General features: G+C 40.8%; 20 protein-coding genes. 17 read left to right on the top strand and 3 right to left on the bottom strand.

The window, feature by feature from the left end; genetic code table 11:
* Positions 1–30: 30 nt before the first annotated feature.
* Positions 31–1,596, top strand: coding sequence for a DUF3794 and LysM peptidoglycan-binding domain-containing protein (locus OCV54_RS01940; RefSeq protein ID WP_055222431.1), 1,566 nt, complete (start codon positions 31–33; stop codon positions 1,594–1,596).
* Here OCV54_RS01940 and OCV54_RS01945 read toward each other — a convergent pair.
* Together OCV54_RS01945 and OCV54_RS01950 are read right to left on the bottom strand one after the other, a co-directional pair.
* Positions 1,593–1,910 (bottom strand): helix-turn-helix domain-containing protein, encoded by a 318-nt coding sequence (locus tag OCV54_RS01945; protein ID WP_308936787.1) that lies wholly within the window; start codon positions 1,908–1,910, stop codon positions 1,593–1,595. The genes OCV54_RS01940 and OCV54_RS01945 overlap by 4 nt on opposite strands.
* 151 nt (positions 1,911–2,061) lie before the next feature.
* Entirely contained in the window at positions 2,062–2,637 is a 576-nt protein-coding gene (locus OCV54_RS01950; protein ID WP_015534320.1) for a biotin transporter BioY, read from the bottom strand.
* A 264-nt stretch (positions 2,638–2,901) separates the two neighbouring features.
* Here OCV54_RS01950 and OCV54_RS01955 point away from each other — a divergent pair, with 264 nt between their 5' ends.
* The 3 genes from OCV54_RS01955 (at position 2,902) to OCV54_RS01965 (ending at position 5,096) form a co-directional block, all read left to right on the top strand.
* Positions 2,902–3,726, top strand: coding sequence for a nitrilase-related carbon-nitrogen hydrolase (locus OCV54_RS01955; protein ID WP_055222433.1), 825 nt, complete (start codon positions 2,902–2,904; stop codon positions 3,724–3,726).
* A 101-nt stretch (positions 3,727–3,827) separates the two neighbouring features.
* On the top strand, positions 3,828–4,244 hold the full coding sequence (locus tag OCV54_RS01960; protein WP_015534318.1) for an HIT family protein: 417 nt from the start codon (positions 3,828–3,830) through the stop codon (positions 4,242–4,244).
* Between the two features lie 81 nt (positions 4,245–4,325).
* The gene (locus OCV54_RS01965) at positions 4,326–5,096 is read left to right on the top strand and encodes a TraX family protein (RefSeq protein ID WP_262563225.1); all 771 of its coding nucleotides are present in this window, start codon (positions 4,326–4,328) and stop codon (positions 5,094–5,096) included.
* Positions 5,097–5,122: 26 nt separating this feature from the next.
* Here OCV54_RS01965 and OCV54_RS01970 read toward each other — a convergent pair whose 3' ends face one another.
* The gene (locus OCV54_RS01970) at positions 5,123–5,347 is read right to left on the bottom strand and encodes a helix-turn-helix domain-containing protein (RefSeq protein ID WP_022217480.1); all 225 of its coding nucleotides are present in this window, start codon (positions 5,345–5,347) and stop codon (positions 5,123–5,125) included.
* 133 nt (positions 5,348–5,480) lie between these two features.
* Between OCV54_RS01970 and OCV54_RS01975 the strand changes: the two genes are divergently transcribed.
* The 13 genes from OCV54_RS01975 (at position 5,481) to OCV54_RS02035 (ending at position 20,228) form a co-directional block, all read left to right on the top strand.
* The gene (locus OCV54_RS01975) at positions 5,481–6,518 is read left to right on the top strand and encodes a P-loop NTPase family protein (RefSeq protein ID WP_022217481.1); all 1,038 of its coding nucleotides are present in this window, start codon (positions 5,481–5,483) and stop codon (positions 6,516–6,518) included.
* A gap of 10 nt (positions 6,519–6,528) precedes the next feature.
* Positions 6,529–7,767, top strand: a complete 1,239-nt coding sequence (locus tag OCV54_RS01980; RefSeq protein WP_022217482.1) for a TadA family conjugal transfer-associated ATPase — start codon at positions 6,529–6,531, stop codon at positions 7,765–7,767.
* A gap of 2 nt (positions 7,768–7,769) precedes the next feature.
* The gene (locus OCV54_RS01985; protein ID WP_022217483.1) at positions 7,770–8,633 is read left to right on the top strand and encodes a type II secretion system F family protein; all 864 of its coding nucleotides are present in this window, start codon (positions 7,770–7,772) and stop codon (positions 8,631–8,633) included.
* Between the two features lie 12 nt (positions 8,634–8,645).
* A complete protein-coding gene (locus OCV54_RS01990; RefSeq protein WP_022217484.1) occupies positions 8,646–9,515 on the top strand; it encodes a type II secretion system F family protein in 870 nt (289 codons plus the stop codon).
* Between the two features lie 43 nt (positions 9,516–9,558).
* A complete protein-coding gene (locus tag OCV54_RS01995; RefSeq protein WP_022217485.1) occupies positions 9,559–9,804 on the top strand; it encodes a Flp1 family type IVb pilin in 246 nt (81 codons plus the stop codon).
* Positions 9,805–9,921: 117 nt separating this feature from the next.
* Complete coding sequence (locus OCV54_RS02000; RefSeq protein ID WP_172676643.1) at positions 9,922–10,560, top strand: TadE/TadG family type IV pilus assembly protein; 639 nt, start codon at positions 9,922–9,924, stop codon at positions 10,558–10,560.
* A 174-nt stretch (positions 10,561–10,734) separates the two neighbouring features.
* Positions 10,735–13,812 (top strand): DUF5702 domain-containing protein, encoded by a 3,078-nt coding sequence (locus tag OCV54_RS02005; RefSeq protein WP_262563227.1) that lies wholly within the window; start codon positions 10,735–10,737, stop codon positions 13,810–13,812.
* A 45-nt stretch (positions 13,813–13,857) separates the two neighbouring features.
* A complete protein-coding gene (locus OCV54_RS02010) occupies positions 13,858–14,817 on the top strand; it encodes a hypothetical protein (protein ID WP_022217488.1) in 960 nt (319 codons plus the stop codon).
* A gap of 325 nt (positions 14,818–15,142) precedes the next feature.
* Positions 15,143–15,493 (top strand): hypothetical protein, encoded by a 351-nt coding sequence (locus OCV54_RS02015; protein ID WP_022217490.1) that lies wholly within the window; start codon positions 15,143–15,145, stop codon positions 15,491–15,493.
* A 180-nt stretch (positions 15,494–15,673) separates the two neighbouring features.
* Positions 15,674–16,315 (top strand): TadE/TadG family type IV pilus assembly protein, encoded by a 642-nt coding sequence (locus OCV54_RS02020; RefSeq protein WP_022217491.1) that lies wholly within the window; start codon positions 15,674–15,676, stop codon positions 16,313–16,315.
* Between the two features lie 11 nt (positions 16,316–16,326).
* On the top strand, positions 16,327–16,983 hold the full coding sequence (locus tag OCV54_RS02025) for a prepilin peptidase (RefSeq protein ID WP_022217492.1): 657 nt from the start codon (positions 16,327–16,329) through the stop codon (positions 16,981–16,983).
* Between the two features lie 87 nt (positions 16,984–17,070).
* Positions 17,071–18,312: a WG repeat-containing protein gene (locus OCV54_RS02030; protein WP_262563228.1), complete on the top strand. Its 1,242-nt coding sequence runs from the start codon at positions 17,071–17,073 to the stop codon at positions 18,310–18,312.
* Between the two features lie 17 nt (positions 18,313–18,329).
* The gene (locus tag OCV54_RS02035; RefSeq protein ID WP_055222435.1) at positions 18,330–20,228 is read left to right on the top strand and encodes a DUF6382 domain-containing protein; all 1,899 of its coding nucleotides are present in this window, start codon (positions 18,330–18,332) and stop codon (positions 20,226–20,228) included.
* The last annotated feature ends 21 nt before the right edge of the window (positions 20,229–20,249 follow it).

A 20,249-nucleotide genomic window follows, 5' to 3' on the forward strand; every position in this document is an offset into this window, starting at 1 on the left:
GTATATCATAAAAAATAAGGTGGGGAAAATATGGAGCTTACTAAGAACAGAATCACAACGACGAATCTTAAGGCGGCAAAATACGTTGAGTTTACCGTGGATGACGATTTCAATGTCCCTGATGTGAAGGGGGATATAGACAGACAGATAGCCAGCAAAGGACAGGTGACGATAGAAAACATAGACGTCATGGAGGGCAAGGCGCGCATCACAGGAACTGTGAGCTACGCCATCCTATACCAGACTGACCGGGAGGGGGATTCATTTGAGAGCCATGACGGAGAACTGCCATTTGAGGAGACGATAAATGCGGATGAACTGTCGCTGGGAGATAAGGTTTCCGTACAGGGTGTGCTGGAGGATCTGTACGTGACCGTGATAAATTCCAGAAAATACGAGGTGAGAGGGCTTGTGGGCGTGAAGCTCTGGGCGTGCCAGCAGATCACCGCAGAGGGCGCCGTGGGCATAGCAAACGGCTCTGGTATAGAGTGCATGACGGAGAAGGTAAGCTTTACAAATCTTGCGGCGTCTTCCAGAGACATAATGAAGATAAAGGAGGACATAGAGATCCCGGCAAATAAGCCGAATATCGGACGTGTGCTGTGGGATCAGGTGAACTTCTCGGAGATAGAGAGCCGTGCCACGGACGTGGGGGTACATATAAGCGGCAAGATGGACATATTTGTCATATACAAGCCGGATGACGAGGTGGCTCCGGTGCAGTATGTCAGCGCCACGAGGGAGTTCCAGGACACTGTGAACTGCGATGGAATAGACGAGGATATGATACTGGACGATATGATAACCGCATCCCGCGGTTCGGTGTCCGTGCGTGCAAATGACGGCGGTGAGGACAGGATACTCCAGGTGGAGAGCAGCCTCAATGTGGACATCAAGGTGTACGAGGACGTGGAGGCAGACCTTCTCAAGGATATGTTCTCATATTCTGCGCAGGTCGATCCCGTCAGGAGCAGATTCAGCTACGAGAACCTTCTCATGAGAAACAATGCAAAGACGAGGGTCGTGAAGAAGGAGAGGCTCAAGAGCAGCCAGCCGTCCATTCTCCAGATCGTAAATGTGACGGGCAGTGTGGATATAGACGATGTCAGGCCGGCGGATGACGCCGTGGTCGTCGAGGGTGCTGTGAAGGCGGCAGTTCTTTATGTGTCATCGGATGACAGCAGACCTCTGTGTCAGATGGAGGTGGTAGCTCCATTTTCATACAGGGTGGAGACTGTTCCGCTCAGAACTCAGGATTCCATCAGGATTACCCCTGCACTCAATCAGATCACGGCGGCGCTGCCGGGCAATGACGAGGTGGAGATAAAAGCCATAGTGGATATGGGAATGACCATATTTACCCGGAAAGAGATAGAGCTTATCGATGACATGACGGTGGCTCCGGTCGATATGAAGAAGAAAGCGGTGGCGCCAGGTATAGTGGGCTATGTTGTGCGTGACGGTGACAGCATATGGTCGATCGCAAAACAGTATTATTCCAGTCTTGATTCCATAAGAAAGCTCAACAGACTTGAGGGGGATGACGTGAAAGCCGGTGACAGGTTGATAGTGGTCAAATGTGCGGGAAAGAATTAGCTGTTGCCCTTCCAGTGTATATCGTATTTTCCCGGTGATCTGGGATCCTGGTCGGTGACAGCGGCTTCTCTGTAATATTCTTCGTATGGAACAGGGTTGTTGGTGATTCCAAGAATGTAATCGGATGACACGTTATATAACTCGGTGAGATATATAAGGTGATGGATTGGCAGCGCGCTTGCGCCCCTTTCATAACGTGCGTACATGGTTTGTGAGGTGTTCAGATAGCGGGCAACATATTGTTGTGTAAAGTCATGATCTTCCCGCAGTCCACGGATTCTTTCTATATACTTTTTATCCTTGCTAAATTCCATATACTGCATTCGATCACCCGCAAAAATGATAACATACGGGTTTGTGACCCTTTTAATTTTAGTAAATATGTTTACTAAACGAGATGGTAACAAAAAAGTGCAATCATAGCCGACAGCTATAATTGCACTTAAGTTTGTGTATTTCCATTAATCAGGCTTCTTTTGCCTGTTCATTGGCCTCTTTGTCGTCCTTCTCAGGGAGAAGTCTCTTGAACAGTGGAACGAGCTGTGCGGCGATGACAGCCTTAACGAGGTCGAGTGGAATGAATGCCACGAAACCTGATAAGAATGCAACCTTCCATGTGAGGTTACCGTTGAACTTCCACCAGATCATTCCCACGATATCAATGATCACGACACCTATGATCGCAACGATGGTATACTTAAGTCTCTTGTACTTTTTGCCTTTGATGAGACCGACTACGATTGATGCAATGATGAATGAGAAGGTGTATCCACCGAATACTCCGAACAGATATCCAAGGCCTGCGCCTCCGCCGATGAATACAGGAACGCCGATGGCACCCATGATCATCCAAAGTGCTATTATGATCGTTGAGTCTCTGAGCTCAAATACGAGAGCTATCAGAATTATCATAAAGTTGAGTAATGTGATGTGTGCTGCGTTAGGGAGCGGTGTTGGAATGCTCAGGTAAGCGGATGCACACAGAATTGCAGTGAACATGGCCATCATGACCAGCTCTACAGTGGTAAATGCTTTTTTCATTTGTAATAATCCTCCAATGATTGTAATGCCTGTGTACAGCTTATTCACAACAAATCCAGGTAGTTTCGACGGGCTGATGACGAATACTGCCTGGATTTGTTAACCTATACACAAGGGCTATGGTTGACATTATATATACACATGGGAGGAATGTCAACCATAAATTTTAAACACAGGTTAACATTTGCAAAACACACGTTATTGTGTAAAATACTTAATATAGAATTCGAACGATATACAGAGTGTATACACAGGAGGCGGGATATGATAAAGGTCGGAATCACGGAGATCGATATTGGATACGAGGATAAGGAGTATGCCAGGGAGCACTGTCTTGAGGTCATGCAGGAGGCATATGAGAATGGCGTTGAGCTCTTGGTGTTTCCTGAGATGACGCTGACGGGATTTACCATGATGCCCGCTTGCATGTGGGAGGCGTACAGGAATGGTGAGATACCGGAGAGCGTTTCGTTTTTCATGGAGAACAGCAGGAAATACGATATGGCCATGGCATTTGGTTATATAGAAGCTTTCATGGCTGATGGAAGCGGCGAGTTTGATGAGAGCAGAAGAAAGGTATTTGAAAATAAGCTGGCGATCGTCAGCGGTGATGAGGTGATCATGGATTACGCAAAGATACATCCTTTTTCGTTCAGCGGTGAGGACAGGGTGTACCGGGCAGGCAGCCGCATTTGTCAGGCGAATGTCAAGGATCTGAGGCTGGGCGGATACATATGCTATGATCTCAGATTCCCGGAGATATTTTCGGCGGCGAGGGATTCTTACGATGCCATACTTGTGATAGCCAACTGGCCTGAGGAGAGAGTTGCCCAGTGGGAAGCGCTGCTCAGGGCGAGGGCCATTGAGAATCAGGCATATGTGATAGGCGTGAACAGAGTGGGCATGGGTAAAAGGGAGAGATATGTCCCGAGCTCACATATATATGATGTCTACGGCAACGAGATGGCGGAGAGGGTGAGCGACAGACTGCTCGTTGCGGAGCTGGATCCTGCGGTCATAGCCGGTGCCAGAAAGACATTTCCGCAGGGCAGGGACAGGAAAAATGAATTTTACATGTCAATATTATAGAATTATTTGACTGGTGTATAAAACTGGTGTTCTCTTTGGTGCTTGTAATATTTTGTCAGATGGTTTACAATGGATAGAGGCAATGAGGAGGTAAAACTTATATGAATAAGGACGATTGCATTTTTTGTAAGATAGCCAACGGTGAGATTCCATCAGCGACAGTTTATGAGGATAGTATCTGCAGAGTAATACTTGATGTGAATCCTGCTAACAAGGGCCATGCGCTTATTATCCCGAAAGAACATTTTGACAATATATACAGCATGGATGCTGAGACAGCAGCCAAGATATTTACTATAGCTACAGAGGTGGCAAAGGCACAGAAGGCTGAGCTGAATCCGGACGGACTGAATATCCTTCAGAACAACGGCGAGGCAGCAGGTCAGACTGTATTCCACTTCCATATGCACCTTGTTCCAAGATACATCAAGGACAACGTGACTATGACCTGGATACCGGGTAAGGCTGATACAGAGGAGCTGTCAGCATTGTCTAAGGCTCTCAGAAAGAGAATCTAGACGATTGAAGATAGATATATAAGGTTTTGTGAGAAGAGCAGCACATGATGAACATAAGTCATGTGCTGTTTTTCTGTTACGGTGTTACTGATAGAAAGAGCAGGCGGTAGGAAAGGACTGTATATGGAGTATAATGAAGAAACTGAGGAAAGAGGGCTGAGGCGGCTGTCGTCAAATGCGCTCAAGCTGACAGCCTGTGTGTGTATGGCCGTAGATCACATAGGCATAGTATTCATGGATAACAACTACATAATGCGCGCTGTGGGGCGTCTGGCATTTCCTGTATTTGCATTCCTGCTTGTACAGGGGCTTCTGCGTACATCCGACGTGAGGAGGTATCTTCTGAGACTTGGAATATTTGCGGTGGTGTCAGAGATACCATTTGATCTGGCAATGCACGATACGATCTGGTATCCGGGGGCTCAGAACATATTCTTCACCCTGACAGCCGGACTGTTTGCCATATACGCCATGGATAGCCGGGGGCCAATCGGAAGATGGAAGGTCGAGATCGCACTGGCCGCAGCACTTCTGGCGGAGTTCCTGAGATTCGACTACGGCATGGCGGGAGTGGGAATCATAGTCATGTTCTATCTGATCGAGAAGGAGCGGAGTGGAGCGGATGCTTATACTCTGGCATATTTCAATAAGAAGCAGAACATTGAGATCGTAGTGCTCAGTTCGCTGGTATACATTCTCTGCCTGGGCATGAATCAGCTATACGCTCTGCTGGCGATGATACCTGTGAATATGTACAGCGGAGAGAGAGGAAGGATGAAGCTCAAGTATTTTTTCTACCTGTTTTATCCCCTGCATTTGCTGCTTATATGGGAAATCGTAAAAGGAATGTAGATGTCGAAAATCTACATTCCTCTTTTTTACTTTTGTGGATATTTTGTCTTTACGTTACTTGCCCCGCTGATATAGTCGACAGATACATTGTAATACCTAGCAAGAATAAGGAGACTGTCAACAGGAATCCGTGTTTTACCGCTTTCATAATCAGCGTAGGTACGTTGACCTACATGTAACAAATCGGCAACTTTTTGCTGTGTCAAAGAGTTGTCTTCCCTGATCTCACGTATCCTTTCGTTATAGCGCATTAGCATACCTCCTTTAGTTTACGATTAGTATAATTTGAGAAAATTTATATATTGACAAAAAGAGCCATAAACTCTAAAATAAAAATGCTAATGTAGAGTTATAAACTCTAAGACAGCGAGGGAGGTGGAGTTTATGAAAATACGTGTGGGTTTTATTATTTCGGATAAAATATATATAGAAAGACTGGTGTCAACCCTTAACAGATATTATAGTGATAAGCTTGAAATTTATTCATACACGGATGTTAAAGTGGCCAATGAAAGCGTTGAAAATCAAAGGCTTGACATAGTTATAGTGGATGAGACGTTACAGGTGAACGAATACAGAAATTGTTGCATGGCATATTTTGTAGAGTCTCCTGACATAGACAAGATAGAAGGAAAAAAAGCGATATGTAAGTTCCAGAAAGTAGAGCTTATATATAAGGATATACTTGCGTTATACTCTGAGTACAGTTCTAGAATTACCAAGCGCAAGAGAAGTGGTGAGCTTGCAGAAGTCATCACTTTTACCTCACCGGCATGCGGCAGCGGAGTGACATCCATGGCAGCGGCATTCGCCTTAAATTGTTCCCTTAATAATAAAAGTGCATTGTATCTGAGTATGGAGAATATTCCGACTACAGATATTATTTTTGATGGTGAAGGAAAATATACACTTACTGACGTGGTGTATGCAGTGAAGAGTAAGAGGTCAAATCTTTCAATGAAGCTTGAAAGCTTTGCCATTACAGATTCAGCAAATGTAGACTATTTTGCTGCGCCTAAGAATCCGATGGATCTTCATGAAATGAATGATGAGGATGTGGAATTGCTTATATCAGAGCTCAAGTCCATGGGACTTTATGATTTCATAGTAATCGATGCTGATTTCAATATCACTCCAACATTCAAAAAGATTATAGATTGTTCAGATAAGACAGTGATAGTTGTGAATGACGATGAGAGATCCGCACATAAGGTTGACAGAATGAATGAACTTATGAAGGTATTTGTCAACAATGAAGATTTCATCAGGACAGCAAGCTTCATTATTAACAAAGAAGAAGCTGCAAAGTTTGATTGGTCTACGTGCAAAGTTATAACAAAGTCCGGTGCTGTTCAGGGAACAACATTCAGGCAGATAGTAGATATACTTGCTAACAATCAGGAATTTTTGAAATTATATTAGGGTGTGAATTATGACATTTGATGAAGAACAGGAATTTGTGGCGGCAGCCAAATTCTATGTGTCCAATAATCTGGAACTTAATAGACTGAGTGATGAGGACCTCGAGGAAGAGATAGAAAATGTTGTTAACAGTAAGCTGGATGGTCAGTATTGCACAGTTGAACAGAGATTGTCCATAGTAAAACAGGTATACAGCTCAATCCGTGGGCTGGGACTGCTGGACAGTATCATGACAGACGATACCATAACAGAGGTCATGATAAATGGAAAAGACAATATATTCATAGAGCAGAATGGACGAGTAAAACGACTGGACAAGTTTTTTGAGACGGACAGGCGACTGGAAGATATAATTCAGCGAATTGTTGGAATGGCAGGTAGAGAGGTCAATCAGGCTAATCCTATTGTTGATACAAGACTTCAGGATGGCTCTCGAGTTAATGTCGTGCTTCCACCTATAGCCCTGTGTGGACCAACGGTAACTATTCGAAAGTTCTCAAAGGAACCAATGACAATAGAGAAGCTTATAAAATACGGTTCAATAACTGAGGAGATAGCGCATAAGCTTGAGCTTCTGGTAAGGGCAAAATACAACATATTTATATGTGGAGGTACTGGTTCTGGTAAGACAACGTTCCTCAACGCTTTGTCAAATTACATACCGAAGGACGAGCGAGTAATTACCATTGAGGATTCAGCAGAGCTTCAGATAGTCGGAGTAGATAATCTTGTAAGTCTGGAGACCAGAAATGCAAATGCGTCAGGAGCTGGAGCAATAACTATAAGGGATCTTATCAAATCCTCACTCCGAATGAGACCTGAAAGAATAGTAGTTGGAGAGGTTCGTGGTGGTGAGGCACTTGATATGCTGCAGGCCATGAATACAGGTCATGATGGAAGCTTATCTACAGGACATGCTAACTCAACTCATGATATGCTCTCCCGTTTGGAGACAATGGTTCTTCAGGGGGCAGAGGGATTACCTCTTGAGGCTATAAGACAGCAGATAGCATCGGCTATAGACATAATAATACATTTGTCCAGACTTCGTGACAAATCCAGAAAGACGATGGAGATAACGGAGGTTCTGGGTATGAAGGATGGAGAGATACAGTTAAATCCATTGTATGTATTTGAAGAGGATGAGAATTCAACGCTCGACAGAGTGTCTGGAAGATTAAAGAGAACAGATAATAAGATGCAGAATGTATTCAAACTGCAGCTTACGGGAATAAGGGAAGAGATATAGGTATGTTAGGAATAAGTAAAAAGGAAAAGAAACCTGAAGAACCACAGTATTATATGTCCAGAGTGCAGATGCCGGTCATGAATTATAAGGTATATCACATGGGTAAAGTGGAAAAAATACTTACATTTATGCTGGCGTTTGTGATAGGAGCGGCAGTGGCATATCTGTTCTATGGAGGCTTGTTTAAGGATGAATATGGAAATGCCACAACAGCTACCTGGATCAGCAATATAGTGATAATGCTGGTGGTTGGAATCATAGCAGGTAGGATGTTTGTTCCAATCAGAACAAAGAGCATCATAGACAAAAATCAGAGAAAGCTCAAAGAGCAGTTCAGAAGTATGCTTGAAGCTGTAAACACCTCACTCGGTGCAGGAAATAATGCCATAGATTCATTTGAATCAGCGTACAGAGATCTCCGTGTTCAGTATGAGGAGGATGCTTTCATATTGAAAGAGCTGAATGTCATATTGGTTTCAAACAGAAACAATATAGATATAGAAACTGTGCTGAAGGACTTCGGTGAGAGAAGCGGAATAGATGATATCAAGAGTTTCGCCAGTGTGTACGAGATATGTTACAGAAAGGGTGGAAATCTCCGAGATGTAATCAACAACACCCACTCCATCATAAGTGACAAGATGGAGATCATGGAGGAGATAGAGACCATGGTTGCATCGAATAAGATGGAACAGAATCTGATGATAGTTATGCCGGTGGGACTTATAGGCGTAATCAAGATGATGAGTCCCGATTTCGGAGATAACTATGCAACGGCTGCAGGTGTAATAGCAACTACTCTCGGTATTGTATGTTTTGTGGCTGCATATTATGTGGGACGAAAAATACTGGATATCAAATTATAGGAGGGTAAAGGTATGCTGACAACAGCTAACATTATAGTGTTTTCCATATCAGGATTATTACTCATTGCATGGTTGTTTTTCTATTTTAAGGGGAAGAAATATGCGGAACTGTTTGATGGCCTTGATGAGAAAGAGTATCCGCTGAAGGATATATATTTTATAGGCTATGGAATGATGGAAACTTTTCATTATCAGTACAAAAGCAAGTCCGATAGAAAACTCAGACAGAGTGCAGCAATATTGTATGAGAAAAAATACGCTGAGTATTATGTAAGACTTGCATATGCACAGAAGATATCTCTGTCGTTCACTTTGCTTTTGGTGGGATTTATTCTTTATGGATTTACATCTGAGATGGGAATACTTCTGGTATTTGGTATATTCTCGTTTACTGCATATTACTACTTCGGAACACTAATGCTTGAAAAAATAAGTAAGAGAGAGGATGAGATGCTTCGTGATTTTTCTGAGGTTATTTCAAAACTTGCGCTTCTTACAAATGCAGGAATGATACTCAGAGAGGCATGGGAAAAAGTTGCTTTTAATGGAGACACAACAATTTATAAGGAAATGCAAAGATCTGTGGAGGACATGCATAATGGAGTGTCGGAAGTAGAGGCATTTCATAGTTTTGGTACCAGATGCGTTCTGGCAGAGGTAAAAAAGGCTGTATCGACCATGATACAGGGTATGGAAAAAGGAAATAAGGAGCTTGTAAAAATGCTCAGTGAGCAGTCACAGGAGTCCTGGAATCTCAAGAAGAATATAGCTATGAGAGATGGAGAAAAAGCATCCAGTAAGCTGCTTATTCCGATGATGATAATGTTTGCAGGAATATTGATCATGGTATTAATACCGATATTTGCGAATATTGGTGTGTAAATACAATAACTAATGAAAAATGGGAAGGAAGGAGGAAAACGGGATGATAGAGAGAATTGACGATGTGGCTGGCATGGCTATAGCAAAGGCAAAGTATCTCGGATTCAAGGCAAAGGAGAAGTTTGTTGACTTTGTTACGAAAGAAGATGGAGATGTAAATGTTGTATCTATCGTAATCCTTATAGGTATAGCAGTTGTGCTTGCACTTCTGTTTAAGACACAGATTACAACAATAGTAACAAATCTTCTTAAGAATATAGAGACAAAGTCAAATGAGGCGATGAAATAATAATTGTCATTCACAGTCGACTTGATCTGGGGAGAACAGTTTCTGAGAGAACCGTCATTATTTATGTATAAGTAAATAATGGCGGTTTGACAGATGTATAAAGGGAATGGTGACTTTATGAAGAAGAGAATGAAAGACGAAAGAGGATCGTTGATAGTTGAAGCAACTATCGTGTTTCCTGTGACATTTCTGGTTGTTATATTTTTGTTGTTTGTGGGGAATCTGTATTATCAGAGAAGTAAGGCACAGGCAGTTTTTACGGAATCGGTTATTGAATATGCGGCAAAGGAGAGTAATCCCATGCTGGCAAAATACATAGATGATGGTGCAGTAGTTTCGTTAAGTTCAGGAAATGATTTTAAACCATACAGGTATCTGAATTTCTGGGGAGATACCGGAACTGCAAAGGTAGAAGGAGAAATAAAAAAAGGATTGAAAAATATGGGTACTGGCTTATTTTCCGGCATGGGAGTACAGAATACAGCGGTGTCCGTTGATTATAAAACTTATGGTGTGTATGCAAAGGTTGAAGCAGAGATGAGTTACAGTATTACAATGCCTGTAAAGCTTTTGGGACAGGAAGAAGCATCTAAAGTGGAATTTCAGGAGTATATAGAAGTCCCGGCTATGGAGGGTTCAGAGATAGTGAGAAATGTTAACATGGTTAGAGATATTATAGATAGGAATGAAACAGCCAGTGGAGTAATGGAAAAAGCCAGTGAGTATATAACAAAATTCAGACAATTTGCAAATTGATGGGGGTAAAAAGTTATGATGAAGTTGTTTAGGCCAGGCGGAGCTATATCGGTTTTCCTAATTATAATATTGGTTCCATGCCTTGTTTTATGTTTTTTGTATGTGGATTTGAGCAGGATAGAGTTGTCCAAGAGTTCGGTAGAATCAACAGCGGATACAACACTTAATTCGCTTATGGCTAATTATGATACGGTTCTTAGCGATTATTATGGCTTGGTTGCTTCGGTTCAGAATATTGACGATTTTTGCGACAAGAGTAAGGAATTCTTTAAAAAGACTCTTGAGGCAAATGGTGTATCAGATAGCCAAAGTAACGAGATTGTGTCATGGGTATTTTCACAAATACAGGGTGGCGGAGATTACAGTGATCTGTTGCAAGGGCAGTTGGTATCAGGAACTGAAAATTTGTATGCTGTAGCAGGATCAGGTATTGGCGAGAATCCAGCTCTGGTCAAAGAAGGTGTTGTGGAGTTTATGAAATACCGTGCGCCTGAGATGGCAGTAGAGTCAATATATGACAAGCTGGTAAAGGACGGAGATACGTTGAAGAATGATTTGAAAAATTCTTCTGAAGATAGCGAGCTGGCTCAGTCCAGAGAAGATTTTTCTGAGACAGAGGGAGCACTCAGTAAAGCAGAATTTTATACTTATTACTATTATCAGCAGTATGCGAGAGGCGATGGAAGTGAAAATAGTAGTGGACCATCAAAAAATGAAATTACTGAGATAAGACAGTATGTGGAACAATCGATAAAGGATTATGAGGATATAACGAAAACGACTGTTGGAAAGCTGTGGATATCAAAAGCAGGAAAACCATCATCGGTGAATAAATATTATATCGGTTTATCCAGTACCGAGGGGAATGATGGTATTGTTAAAAATCTTGCAACTGGAACAGGCGGATACAACGAGAAAAAAGTTGCCAAAGATGTAAAAAGCTTCGAAAAAGACAAGAAGTATTATATAAAATGGTCAAAAGTTGAAAACCAAAAACAAGAGGTTGCGAATAAGCTTGCCGAGCTTGAAACGGCATTAGATAACGCTGATAAAGCAGTCTCAAAATATGCAGATAAGAATTATGGTACAGGTGATGATCAGGCGAATAAGGCACAGTGGTATTATTTTGCATATAACGCAGCAAAGGACAGCATAAAAGATGTTAATAGTAAGGGAGATGCTCTGGCAAAGGCGTGGGTAACGTATACGGCTATGCTTGACTGTGAAGCTGATCCGGATGATTCGACATTTCCATCTGATTGGAAAAAAGACGAGCGAGCTTACAGCGATGAAATCAAAGCAGATGTTCATACCATATTTAATGGCGATTTTCCTGATAGTGGGCTTAATGGACATGGTGGGAAATACATGACTGTAAAAAATGCGCTGGTGGACATATATAATGGCGGAGTTCTTTCGGAATATGATACTTCCGGCGTTTCAAGTAAGTTGAATGACATTGCAACAAATTTGGCAGCTTATAGGGAAAAAATACAGTCGTATATAGATGCCCTGAGTCTGGTGATAGAGGGCGATGGTAATAAGCATAAAATCACGAAAAAACATGAGCTTTTAAGCCTTGATGAACTGAGTGATCTGGTGTGGGAATACTACAGTGATTATAATGACTGGAAAGGAAATGCGACAGAAAGTAAAACATCTCTGGGAACTGAGCAGAGGACAGAAGTTGGCACATATGAAAAAGAGAAGAGAGATGTAGATGGTGATGATGTTGTAGAGTTTAAAAACAAGCTCATAAAAGAACGTGAGGCACTCCAATCTATAGTTGATGCGATAGATTCGATTAAGTATGGCAGCAAAAAACTGACAGATATAAAGAATTTTGATACATTTTATTCACAGTTTAAGAACAAGTTTACAAATCCGACAGAACCTATAAGAAATTCAAGGATAGATATAGATGGTCATGATATCTATTATAAACTGCTTACACCTCAGAAAACGGAGGCGCTTATTCCTGTCCCTGAGTGTAAATTGATACTGGAAAAAGGCGATGATACATATTATGACTTCCTGCTTACCCGGGGATATGAGAGTGATGGCAAGAGTCTTAAGGACTTGAAAAAAGATGTGGATGAAAAAGATGGAAAAATAGATGATTTTAAGAAACAGAAAGAGGATGCAGAGAATTCCGAAGATACCAAGAAGGATAAGAGTGGTTCAGATGAGATAAAGAATTCTTCTAATGTCAATGTTGGAGAGTATGAAGGATCGAAATTTGGTGCGGGAACATTACTTAAAGGGTTTGCTCAGACTATAGAGAATTTTGCGAATCAGAAGGGTCCCAATGTTAGAGATTCTCTTTATGCTACTTTATATACCATGAATATGTTTAGCTATAGAACATACGTGTATGAGGGGAAGTATGATGATTATACGGATAGTTACGGTGATGAAATAACATATGAGAATTGTGAAGAGAAATATAAAACAGTGAGCTCAAATTGGGCTGATGAGAAGGCGACGTATACATACAATAAATCCCTCACCAACCATATGATAAATAATGCAAATAATGCTGCATTCAATGCAGAGGTTGAGTACGTATTATATGGTTCAACAAATGAAGAAAATCTTAAGTCGGCATATGCAAACATATATGAGATAAGGCTGGCGCTTAATCTTGCATCTGGATACTTGAATTTCTGGTCTGCCGGAAAGAATACAACTGCCGATGTAATAAATGGTGCGGCAGACTTGATAGCGGAAATAACCAGGCACATTATTCCTGCTCCAGTTACAAAGGCCGTGCTTATAGCGTTGCTTGCAGCCCTTGAAAGTATACAGGATATGAAGATACTGAATAAGGGAATCCCACTGGAGGTATATAAGGTTAGCGATGAGCAGTGGTCGTACAGTATAAATAAGAAAGGGGATTCAAAAGATGATGTAGGGATATCTGATCCCAAAAGTCCAAAGAAGGGAGAAGGTATTTGCATGCAATACAGTGACTATTTGTTTATATTCCTGTATTCAATGTTCCAAAGCGGTGATGATAAAACGAATAAAGCGTATTGCAGATTAGGCCGCTTGATAGAAGCAAATATGCAAAAGGTTGATAAAGATCATCCACAATTTTCGTTAAAGCAGTCAAAGACATTATTTACGTTGACATCTGAGATAGATGTGTCACCACTTATGATGGATCAACCTCTTGCGAGTGATTATAAAGATTCCCTTGCGGATGGCAGTTGGAACAGGTATACTATAGAAGTCACTAGAGGGTATTAGATAAGTTAAAATGTAGAAAAATAACTAGTTGCTAGGAGGATTATTATGCGTAAAAAGTTAGTTTGTGGAGCGATGTGCGTTGCACTTTCAGCAATGCTTGTAGGATGTGGAAAGGATACAGTTGGTAGTGGAGATACTCAGAGTACAAAAGAACAGAGCACTGTTCAGGAAACAGAATCCTCTGATGAGAATGCAACGGAGGAAAAAAATATTGTTTCAGATGATAGTACTGGAGCCTGGGTGCTCAGAAAAGAGGTTACAGATAAAGCCGTGTTAGATGAACCATCTGGTGCTGCACTGTTTCCAGATAAACTGACATTACCAATCAATATAGATAGCCTTATGGACTATCAGGTATTAGCTGGTGGAGTAGATCAGGGAACTCTTTCATCTATAGTTGATAGTTATACAGATAGTTTTACAAGCTTGGATTTTATGATATTAGATAAGACAGGCACAATATACTCGTATATGCCGGATCTGTTATTGGGCAAAGAAGATGACAGCAATGAGACAAATATCAAGCAGGCTATTTCTGATGGTAATTGGATGTTAGGACCTTCGGCTATGTATTATGATACTCTGGGACTTACAGAGGATGAATATAACAATATGTGTAATGACAATCCAGACGAAGATGGCAAATATCTGTTGATGGATAAGTTATATGATATGCTTGGAACTCCAAACTATATTGGCTGGTTTTGCGATGAGGATAATCAGACAAGACCAGGAGAAACATATGATGCAAAAGAATATATTGGTAATATGAGAAATCCTGAGAATTATGGAAGTGACTCAGTAACAGCGTATAGTACTTATATTGGTTGGCAGTTTGCTGATTATGGAATTGCAATATATGTTTCAGAGACAAGTAACTCAAGTTCAGGAACATTGAGAGCAAATGTTCATGATGTGAGTATAAGCTATGTGCCGTCAACCTATGGAACATTGGAGGATGTGTTTGGTACAAATGCAATATCTGATTTTCTGGCGGCTAAGTAATACGTAAGATTTATTTGGTTTTTAGGATGGCTTAACTTAAGCCATCCTTTTTCAATAACATACTCTAGTGCATTATTGAGAAATGGGGGGAAACTAATGAAAAAGAGAGTATTAACATGCATGTTTGTTATATCGGTTATGCTATTTACAGGTTGTGGAATAAGCTACTCCGATTTAACAAAGGAGATCGGTTGCGGTTCGCCATAACCTGTTGATGATTCTGAAAAAGACAAAAAGGGAAATGATGAAGAGGCGTGGATATTTCGAAAAAGTGTTACAGATAATGAGAAATATAAGCCTTTTTTAGAAATAAATCTATTTGTTGATGGACAAATTATATTACTTGTTGGGTACACCAAATTATATTGGCTGTTTTTGTAGTGATGACAATAATACGAGAACTGGTGCAATATATGATGCAGAGGAATACGTGAATCGAATGGAAGACCCTGAGAATTATGGGATTGGATCAGTGACTGCATATAGTACTTATATTGGCTGGCAGTTTGAAGACTATGGAATTGTAATAATTGTTTCAGAGACCAGTGATTCGGGTGCGGGCTCATTGAGGGTAAATATTCAAGATGTGACTATAAGCTATGTGCCAATAACGTATGGAACATTGGAGGATGTATTTGGTTCAAATGCCGTATCTGATTTTATAGCAGCAAAATAATGCTGACAGGGTTAGAGAAGGATGGTTTTAATAGCATCCTTTTATTTAGCATTGTCGTAGAGCAAATAACTCTAAGAATGTTATTAATATATTTAAAGGTTTAATTGTTGACAAAATATGACACAAAAACTAAAATGAAATAGAGTTTATAACTCTAAAAATAAAGAGAGGGTTGAGGTTATGAGGAACAACAGAGATAAAGGAGCAATAGTTGTTGAGGCATCTATTGCATTGCCGGTATATGTTTTTGTAATATTCACAATTTTATCAATAGTGAATATATGTTATGCGCAAGCTAAGGTTCAGGTTGCACTTAATTCTGCAGTAAGACAATTTTCTGAAATGACATATGTTGCATATGCTGGGGGAATTGCAGAAACTGGAAGCCCAACTGGTGGTAAATCGTCTGCTACTGCTCAACAAATTAGTACGGAATTAAATGATGCTATGAAGGAATGGGGAGTTAATAATTCAACACTTAGTGAAATGTCTGAGATGATTGGACAGACAAGTTTATCTGGAATCATAAGTAATACGGTATCAACGCTGGCAATAAAAAATCTTTTTGAACGAGAATTTAAATTGTCTAAAAATGGAAGCTCAAGCGGACTGGCAAAGTGGCTAAAAATGGATGGAGAACCAACAGTACATGCCGTGGTAACAGGAAATGATGTTCTGGTAGCCGGGGTTTATTATGAAGTTAATGTAATAAAACTTCTAAACGTTGATGTGAAATTTCAATTCCACAGTGGAACTATCTCATATCTTTGGACTAATGGAAGAAGAAGTAATACTGGAATTGGATCCAAGAAAGATGAGTAGGGGAAATTGTTATGAAAATTAGTTCTTATGTATTGATCAATATAATCACAATATTGGTAAATATTCTAAATCTATATCTGTTTAGATATGAGCACAGTAAAGATGAAAAGAAAGAGAAGGTGGAACATTCAGTAAATAAGGCATTTGTAGTTGCCATGTTTATGATGAATATTTTACTGGCTAATCTAATTATCTATATTTATAGTGGATCGGTTGTTATAAATGTTAAACTTATGATTCTCGTGTCTATGATGTGGCCGATTGCATATATCGATTTTAAAAAGAAGAAAATTCCTAATGACATTTTAAAAATTATGTTGATAGCCAGAGCGATTATCCTTGTGCCAGAGCTTATACTTCTTGGTAATGTGGCACATAGATTGTTTTCTATGTTGATTGCAACTGTTGCTGTGCTAGTGGCCTGTATTCTGTGTTGCCTGATTGTTAAAGGGGCAATAGGAATGGGGGATGTTAAGCTTTTTGGTGTTATGGCGCTATACCTTGGTTTAGAGGGAATTTGGACAGCAATATTCTGTGCATTGGTAGTATCGTTCTTTATTGCGGTATTTTCATTGATAACTAAAAAGGTGAAGAGAAAGGATAATATCCCATTTGCACCGGCAATTTTAATAGGAACTTATTTGTCAATATTTTTGACAGGAATCTAATTAACACAGGAGAGGATAATTATGAAATATAGAGCATTGTTTCCACCGGCATTAACAGGATTATTGATAATATCTGTGTTTTCAACAATGAAAAATAATACGGAATCAGATAACAAGTATAACGATTATATAAAACAGGCGCGAGATGCAGCGGCTTATGAAATATATGTAGATGCTGAAGCGGATTATCTTGAAGCCTTAAAGATGAATAAAAGCCTTGAAATATACAATGAGCTGGCAGAAGTTTATATGGCTGATAATAAGGAAAATGAGGCACAGGATATAGCTAAAACTATGGTGAATACATTTCCATATGAGGGTCAGGCATATACCTTGAGTGCGCAGATATATATGAATTATGAGGAATATTCAGAGATATATACACTTTATAAGAAATATAAGAACAAAGAGCTCTACGATGAGGGTTTAGAGGAAATATATTCGGATATAGAGTGGTTGTATGAACTCGGAAATCAGTATGGAGAGGTTGATACCTTTGCAAATGGTTTGTGTGCGATCACCATGGGGGAAGATGGTGATGGTACATGGGGATATATAAATAGTACAGGAAAAAAGGTAATAGATTGTAAATACAAATATGCTGGTCCATTTATCAATGATATTGCACCTGTAGAGACTGTAAACAATATCTGGTATTTCATTGATATGGAAGGAAATAAGAAAAAGGTACTTAATAAACTAGACAATGTAAAAGGTATTGGATATGTGTGTGACGCTATTCCGGTTTTTAACGGAGAAGTGTGGGCTTATTATACAGATGATCAGAAACTTATATGCGAGGGCTATGACGAAGCTATGGCCATGGCAAATGGCTATGCAGCAGTTAGGAAAGGTAATTCATGGCAACTCATAAATGAGAAAGGGGAAGGTGTAACTGATCAGGTATATACAGATATAGTTGTTGACGATAAAGGCATAGCATATAGAAATAGTTATTTTGCAAAGCAAAATGGCAAATATCGTATGTATGACATAGATGGAAATGTTATTGGTGATGGTGTGTTTGATAATGCAAGATTATTTAATCCGGGAAGCGATTATGCCGCAGTCATGATCAATGGCAAATGGGGCTTTGTTGATGCCTCTGGAAAACAGGTAATTGAACCTGAATATGAGGATGCCAGAAGCTTTGCAAATGGAGTGGCAGCAGTAAAGAAAAATGGTAAATGGGGCTATATAGATAAAAATGATGAAATGGTCATTGAAAATATATTTAGTGATGCCAGAGACTTTAATGATGCAGGAAACGCCCTTGTAGAGGACTGTGGAACATGGCAGATGATAAAACTGCTTAGATACGAGAATTAGTAAAGGAGAGAACACACATGCAGGGATTTACTTATGAAAATCAGGGACAGAATACATATCTTGTATATCAGTTTGACGACAGACCGATAGATACAATGGCTCTTGGTATGCTGACCAACAATAAGATAAAGGGGTTTGCTCCGGCTATATATACAGAGATAGATAATCAGAAATTCATCAAGTACAATGTGTCGTCACATGTAACGCTCAGTAAGCTCTTTATGGGAGATGTCCGCAAGATGCGTCTCCTTAAGACATTCGTCAATATTGTGGATGCAATGCAGATGCTTGATGCGTATATGCTCGATAGAAGAACAATCATGCTGGACAGAGACTACATATATGTGGATGCGTCGACATCAGACGTATCTATGATATGCGTGCCTGTTGTAGATGAGTTTGCTCCTATAGATGAGAGGGAATTCTTTAAAAACATTATTTTCTCTGTCAGCTTTGCGGCAAATGAGAACGGAGACTATGTGGCAAGGATACTTGCTTATTTGAATAGTGTTGAGCTCTTCCAGCTTCAGGATTTCAAGAAGATGCTTGAGGGGCTTATGTCAGAGCAGCCTGCGGTCGGTATGCAGAATGTACAGCCTGCCATGGGTGCTCCTTACACGCAGAACAATCCTTATCAGCAGACTCCTGCGGGAGCTCCGGCACAGCCGCAGATGAATATGAAACCTGCTGTTATGCAGCAGCCGGTTCCACCTGTACAGCCACAGAACAGACCGACAGATATTGGCCAGGAACCTGCTATACAGAATGTATATGTATCCTCTGGGGCGAGTGCAAAGGATATAAAACTGGCAAAAAGAGAGGAAATGCTCAAACAGCAGGAAGAAGAAAGAGCCAGAGAGATGGCAAAGAATCCTATAGCACCGGAGAATGTTGATATGGGATTTGCAGTTCCAGGTATGAGTACAAACCAGTACGCAAGTAAGCCGAAAGCAGCAGCACCTGCAGTGCCGGCAAAGAAAGCTTCTAAGGGAAAGAAGAATAGCGGTTCATCAGAGGATGACATCTCATTGTTTTATCTGATGCAGCATTACAGCAAAGAAAATAAAGAAAAATATAAAGCGGCAAAGGAGAGAAAGAAGTCAGGGAACACAGCTACAGAGGCTCCTGTTGCTAAGAAGCAGGCGTCAGTGATCAAGCCGATGGCAGCATCAGCAGTTCAGCAACCGCCTGTCAGCAATCCATATCAGGCGGCGCCAGCACAGCCACAGGCACCAGTAATGAATAACCCATATCAGGCAGCACCGGTACAGCCACAGGCACCAGCAATGGCAAATCCATATCAGGCGGCGCCGGCACAGCCACAGGCACCAGCAATGGCAAATCCATATCAGACAGCGCCGGTACAGCCACAGGCACCAGCAATGGCAAATCCATATCAGGCGGCGCCAGCACAGCCACAGGCACCGGCTATGAACAGTCCATATCAGACAGCACCGGCACAGCCACAGGCACCAGTTATGAACAATCCATATCCGGCACCACAGATGCCAGAGATGGGCGGAATGCAGGATGACTATGATCAGACAACGCTTATAAAAAATACTGGTAATACGGATGATGCTGGAACAACGGTGCTCAATGCGGCAACAAAGGTTGAGAGACATCCATATTTGTATCAGGTCAAGAATGGCCGAAAGATATACTTAGATAAGAAAACAAACAGAATCGGTAAAAATAGAGAGGTTGTAGACATATGCATAGATGGAAATCCGGCGATCAGCAGATGTCATGCAATTTTCTATAGAGTTGATGATGCCTGCTACATAGAGGATCTTAATTCAACAAATGGAACATTTGTTGATGATCAGCAGATAACAAGTAACTGTAAAACAATGGTTCGTGTAGGTTCAAGAGTGAAGCTGGGCGATGAGGAATTTGAACTTAGATACGACTAAATCTGCCGAAATGGAGGAGAG

It is taken from the genome of Coprococcus aceti (assembly GCF_025567285.1).
GTDB classification, from domain to species: Bacteria; Bacillota; Clostridia; order Lachnospirales; family Lachnospiraceae; genus Coprococcus; species Coprococcus aceti.

Bases quoted from the DNA above. Each gene is read 5' to 3' on its own strand.
- OCV54_RS01940 (WP_055222431.1), top strand. From the start codon at position 31: ATGGAGCTTACTAAGAACAGAATCACAACGACGAATCTTAAGGCGGCA.
- OCV54_RS01945 (WP_308936787.1), bottom strand. From the start codon at position 1,910: ATGGAATTTAGCAAGGATAAAAAGTATATAGAAAGAATCCGTGGACTG.
- OCV54_RS01950 (WP_015534320.1), bottom strand. From the start codon at position 2,637: ATGAAAAAAGCATTTACCACTGTAGAGCTGGTCATGATGGCCATGTTC.
- OCV54_RS01955 (WP_055222433.1), top strand. From the start codon at position 2,902: ATGATAAAGGTCGGAATCACGGAGATCGATATTGGATACGAGGATAAG.
- OCV54_RS01960 (WP_015534318.1), top strand. From the start codon at position 3,828: ATGAATAAGGACGATTGCATTTTTTGTAAGATAGCCAACGGTGAGATT.
- OCV54_RS01970 (WP_022217480.1), bottom strand. From the start codon at position 5,347: ATGCGCTATAACGAAAGGATACGTGAGATCAGGGAAGACAACTCTTTG.
- OCV54_RS01975 (WP_022217481.1), top strand. From the start codon at position 5,481: ATGAAAATACGTGTGGGTTTTATTATTTCGGATAAAATATATATAGAA.
- OCV54_RS01980 (WP_022217482.1), top strand. From the start codon at position 6,529: ATGACATTTGATGAAGAACAGGAATTTGTGGCGGCAGCCAAATTCTAT.
- OCV54_RS01985 (WP_022217483.1), top strand. From the start codon at position 7,770: ATGTTAGGAATAAGTAAAAAGGAAAAGAAACCTGAAGAACCACAGTAT.
- OCV54_RS01990 (WP_022217484.1), top strand. From the start codon at position 8,646: ATGCTGACAACAGCTAACATTATAGTGTTTTCCATATCAGGATTATTA.
- OCV54_RS01995 (WP_022217485.1), top strand. From the start codon at position 9,559: ATGATAGAGAGAATTGACGATGTGGCTGGCATGGCTATAGCAAAGGCA.
- OCV54_RS02000 (WP_172676643.1), top strand. From the start codon at position 9,922: ATGAAGAAGAGAATGAAAGACGAAAGAGGATCGTTGATAGTTGAAGCA.
- OCV54_RS02005 (WP_262563227.1), top strand. From the start codon at position 10,735: ATGGCTAATTATGATACGGTTCTTAGCGATTATTATGGCTTGGTTGCT.
- OCV54_RS02010 (WP_022217488.1), top strand. From the start codon at position 13,858: ATGCGTAAAAAGTTAGTTTGTGGAGCGATGTGCGTTGCACTTTCAGCA.
- OCV54_RS02015 (WP_022217490.1), top strand. From the start codon at position 15,143: ATGGACAAATTATATTACTTGTTGGGTACACCAAATTATATTGGCTGT.
- OCV54_RS02020 (WP_022217491.1), top strand. From the start codon at position 15,674: ATGAGGAACAACAGAGATAAAGGAGCAATAGTTGTTGAGGCATCTATT.
- OCV54_RS02025 (WP_022217492.1), top strand. From the start codon at position 16,327: ATGAAAATTAGTTCTTATGTATTGATCAATATAATCACAATATTGGTA.
- OCV54_RS02030 (WP_262563228.1), top strand. From the start codon at position 17,071: ATGAAAAATAATACGGAATCAGATAACAAGTATAACGATTATATAAAA.
- OCV54_RS02035 (WP_055222435.1), top strand. From the start codon at position 18,330: ATGCAGGGATTTACTTATGAAAATCAGGGACAGAATACATATCTTGTA.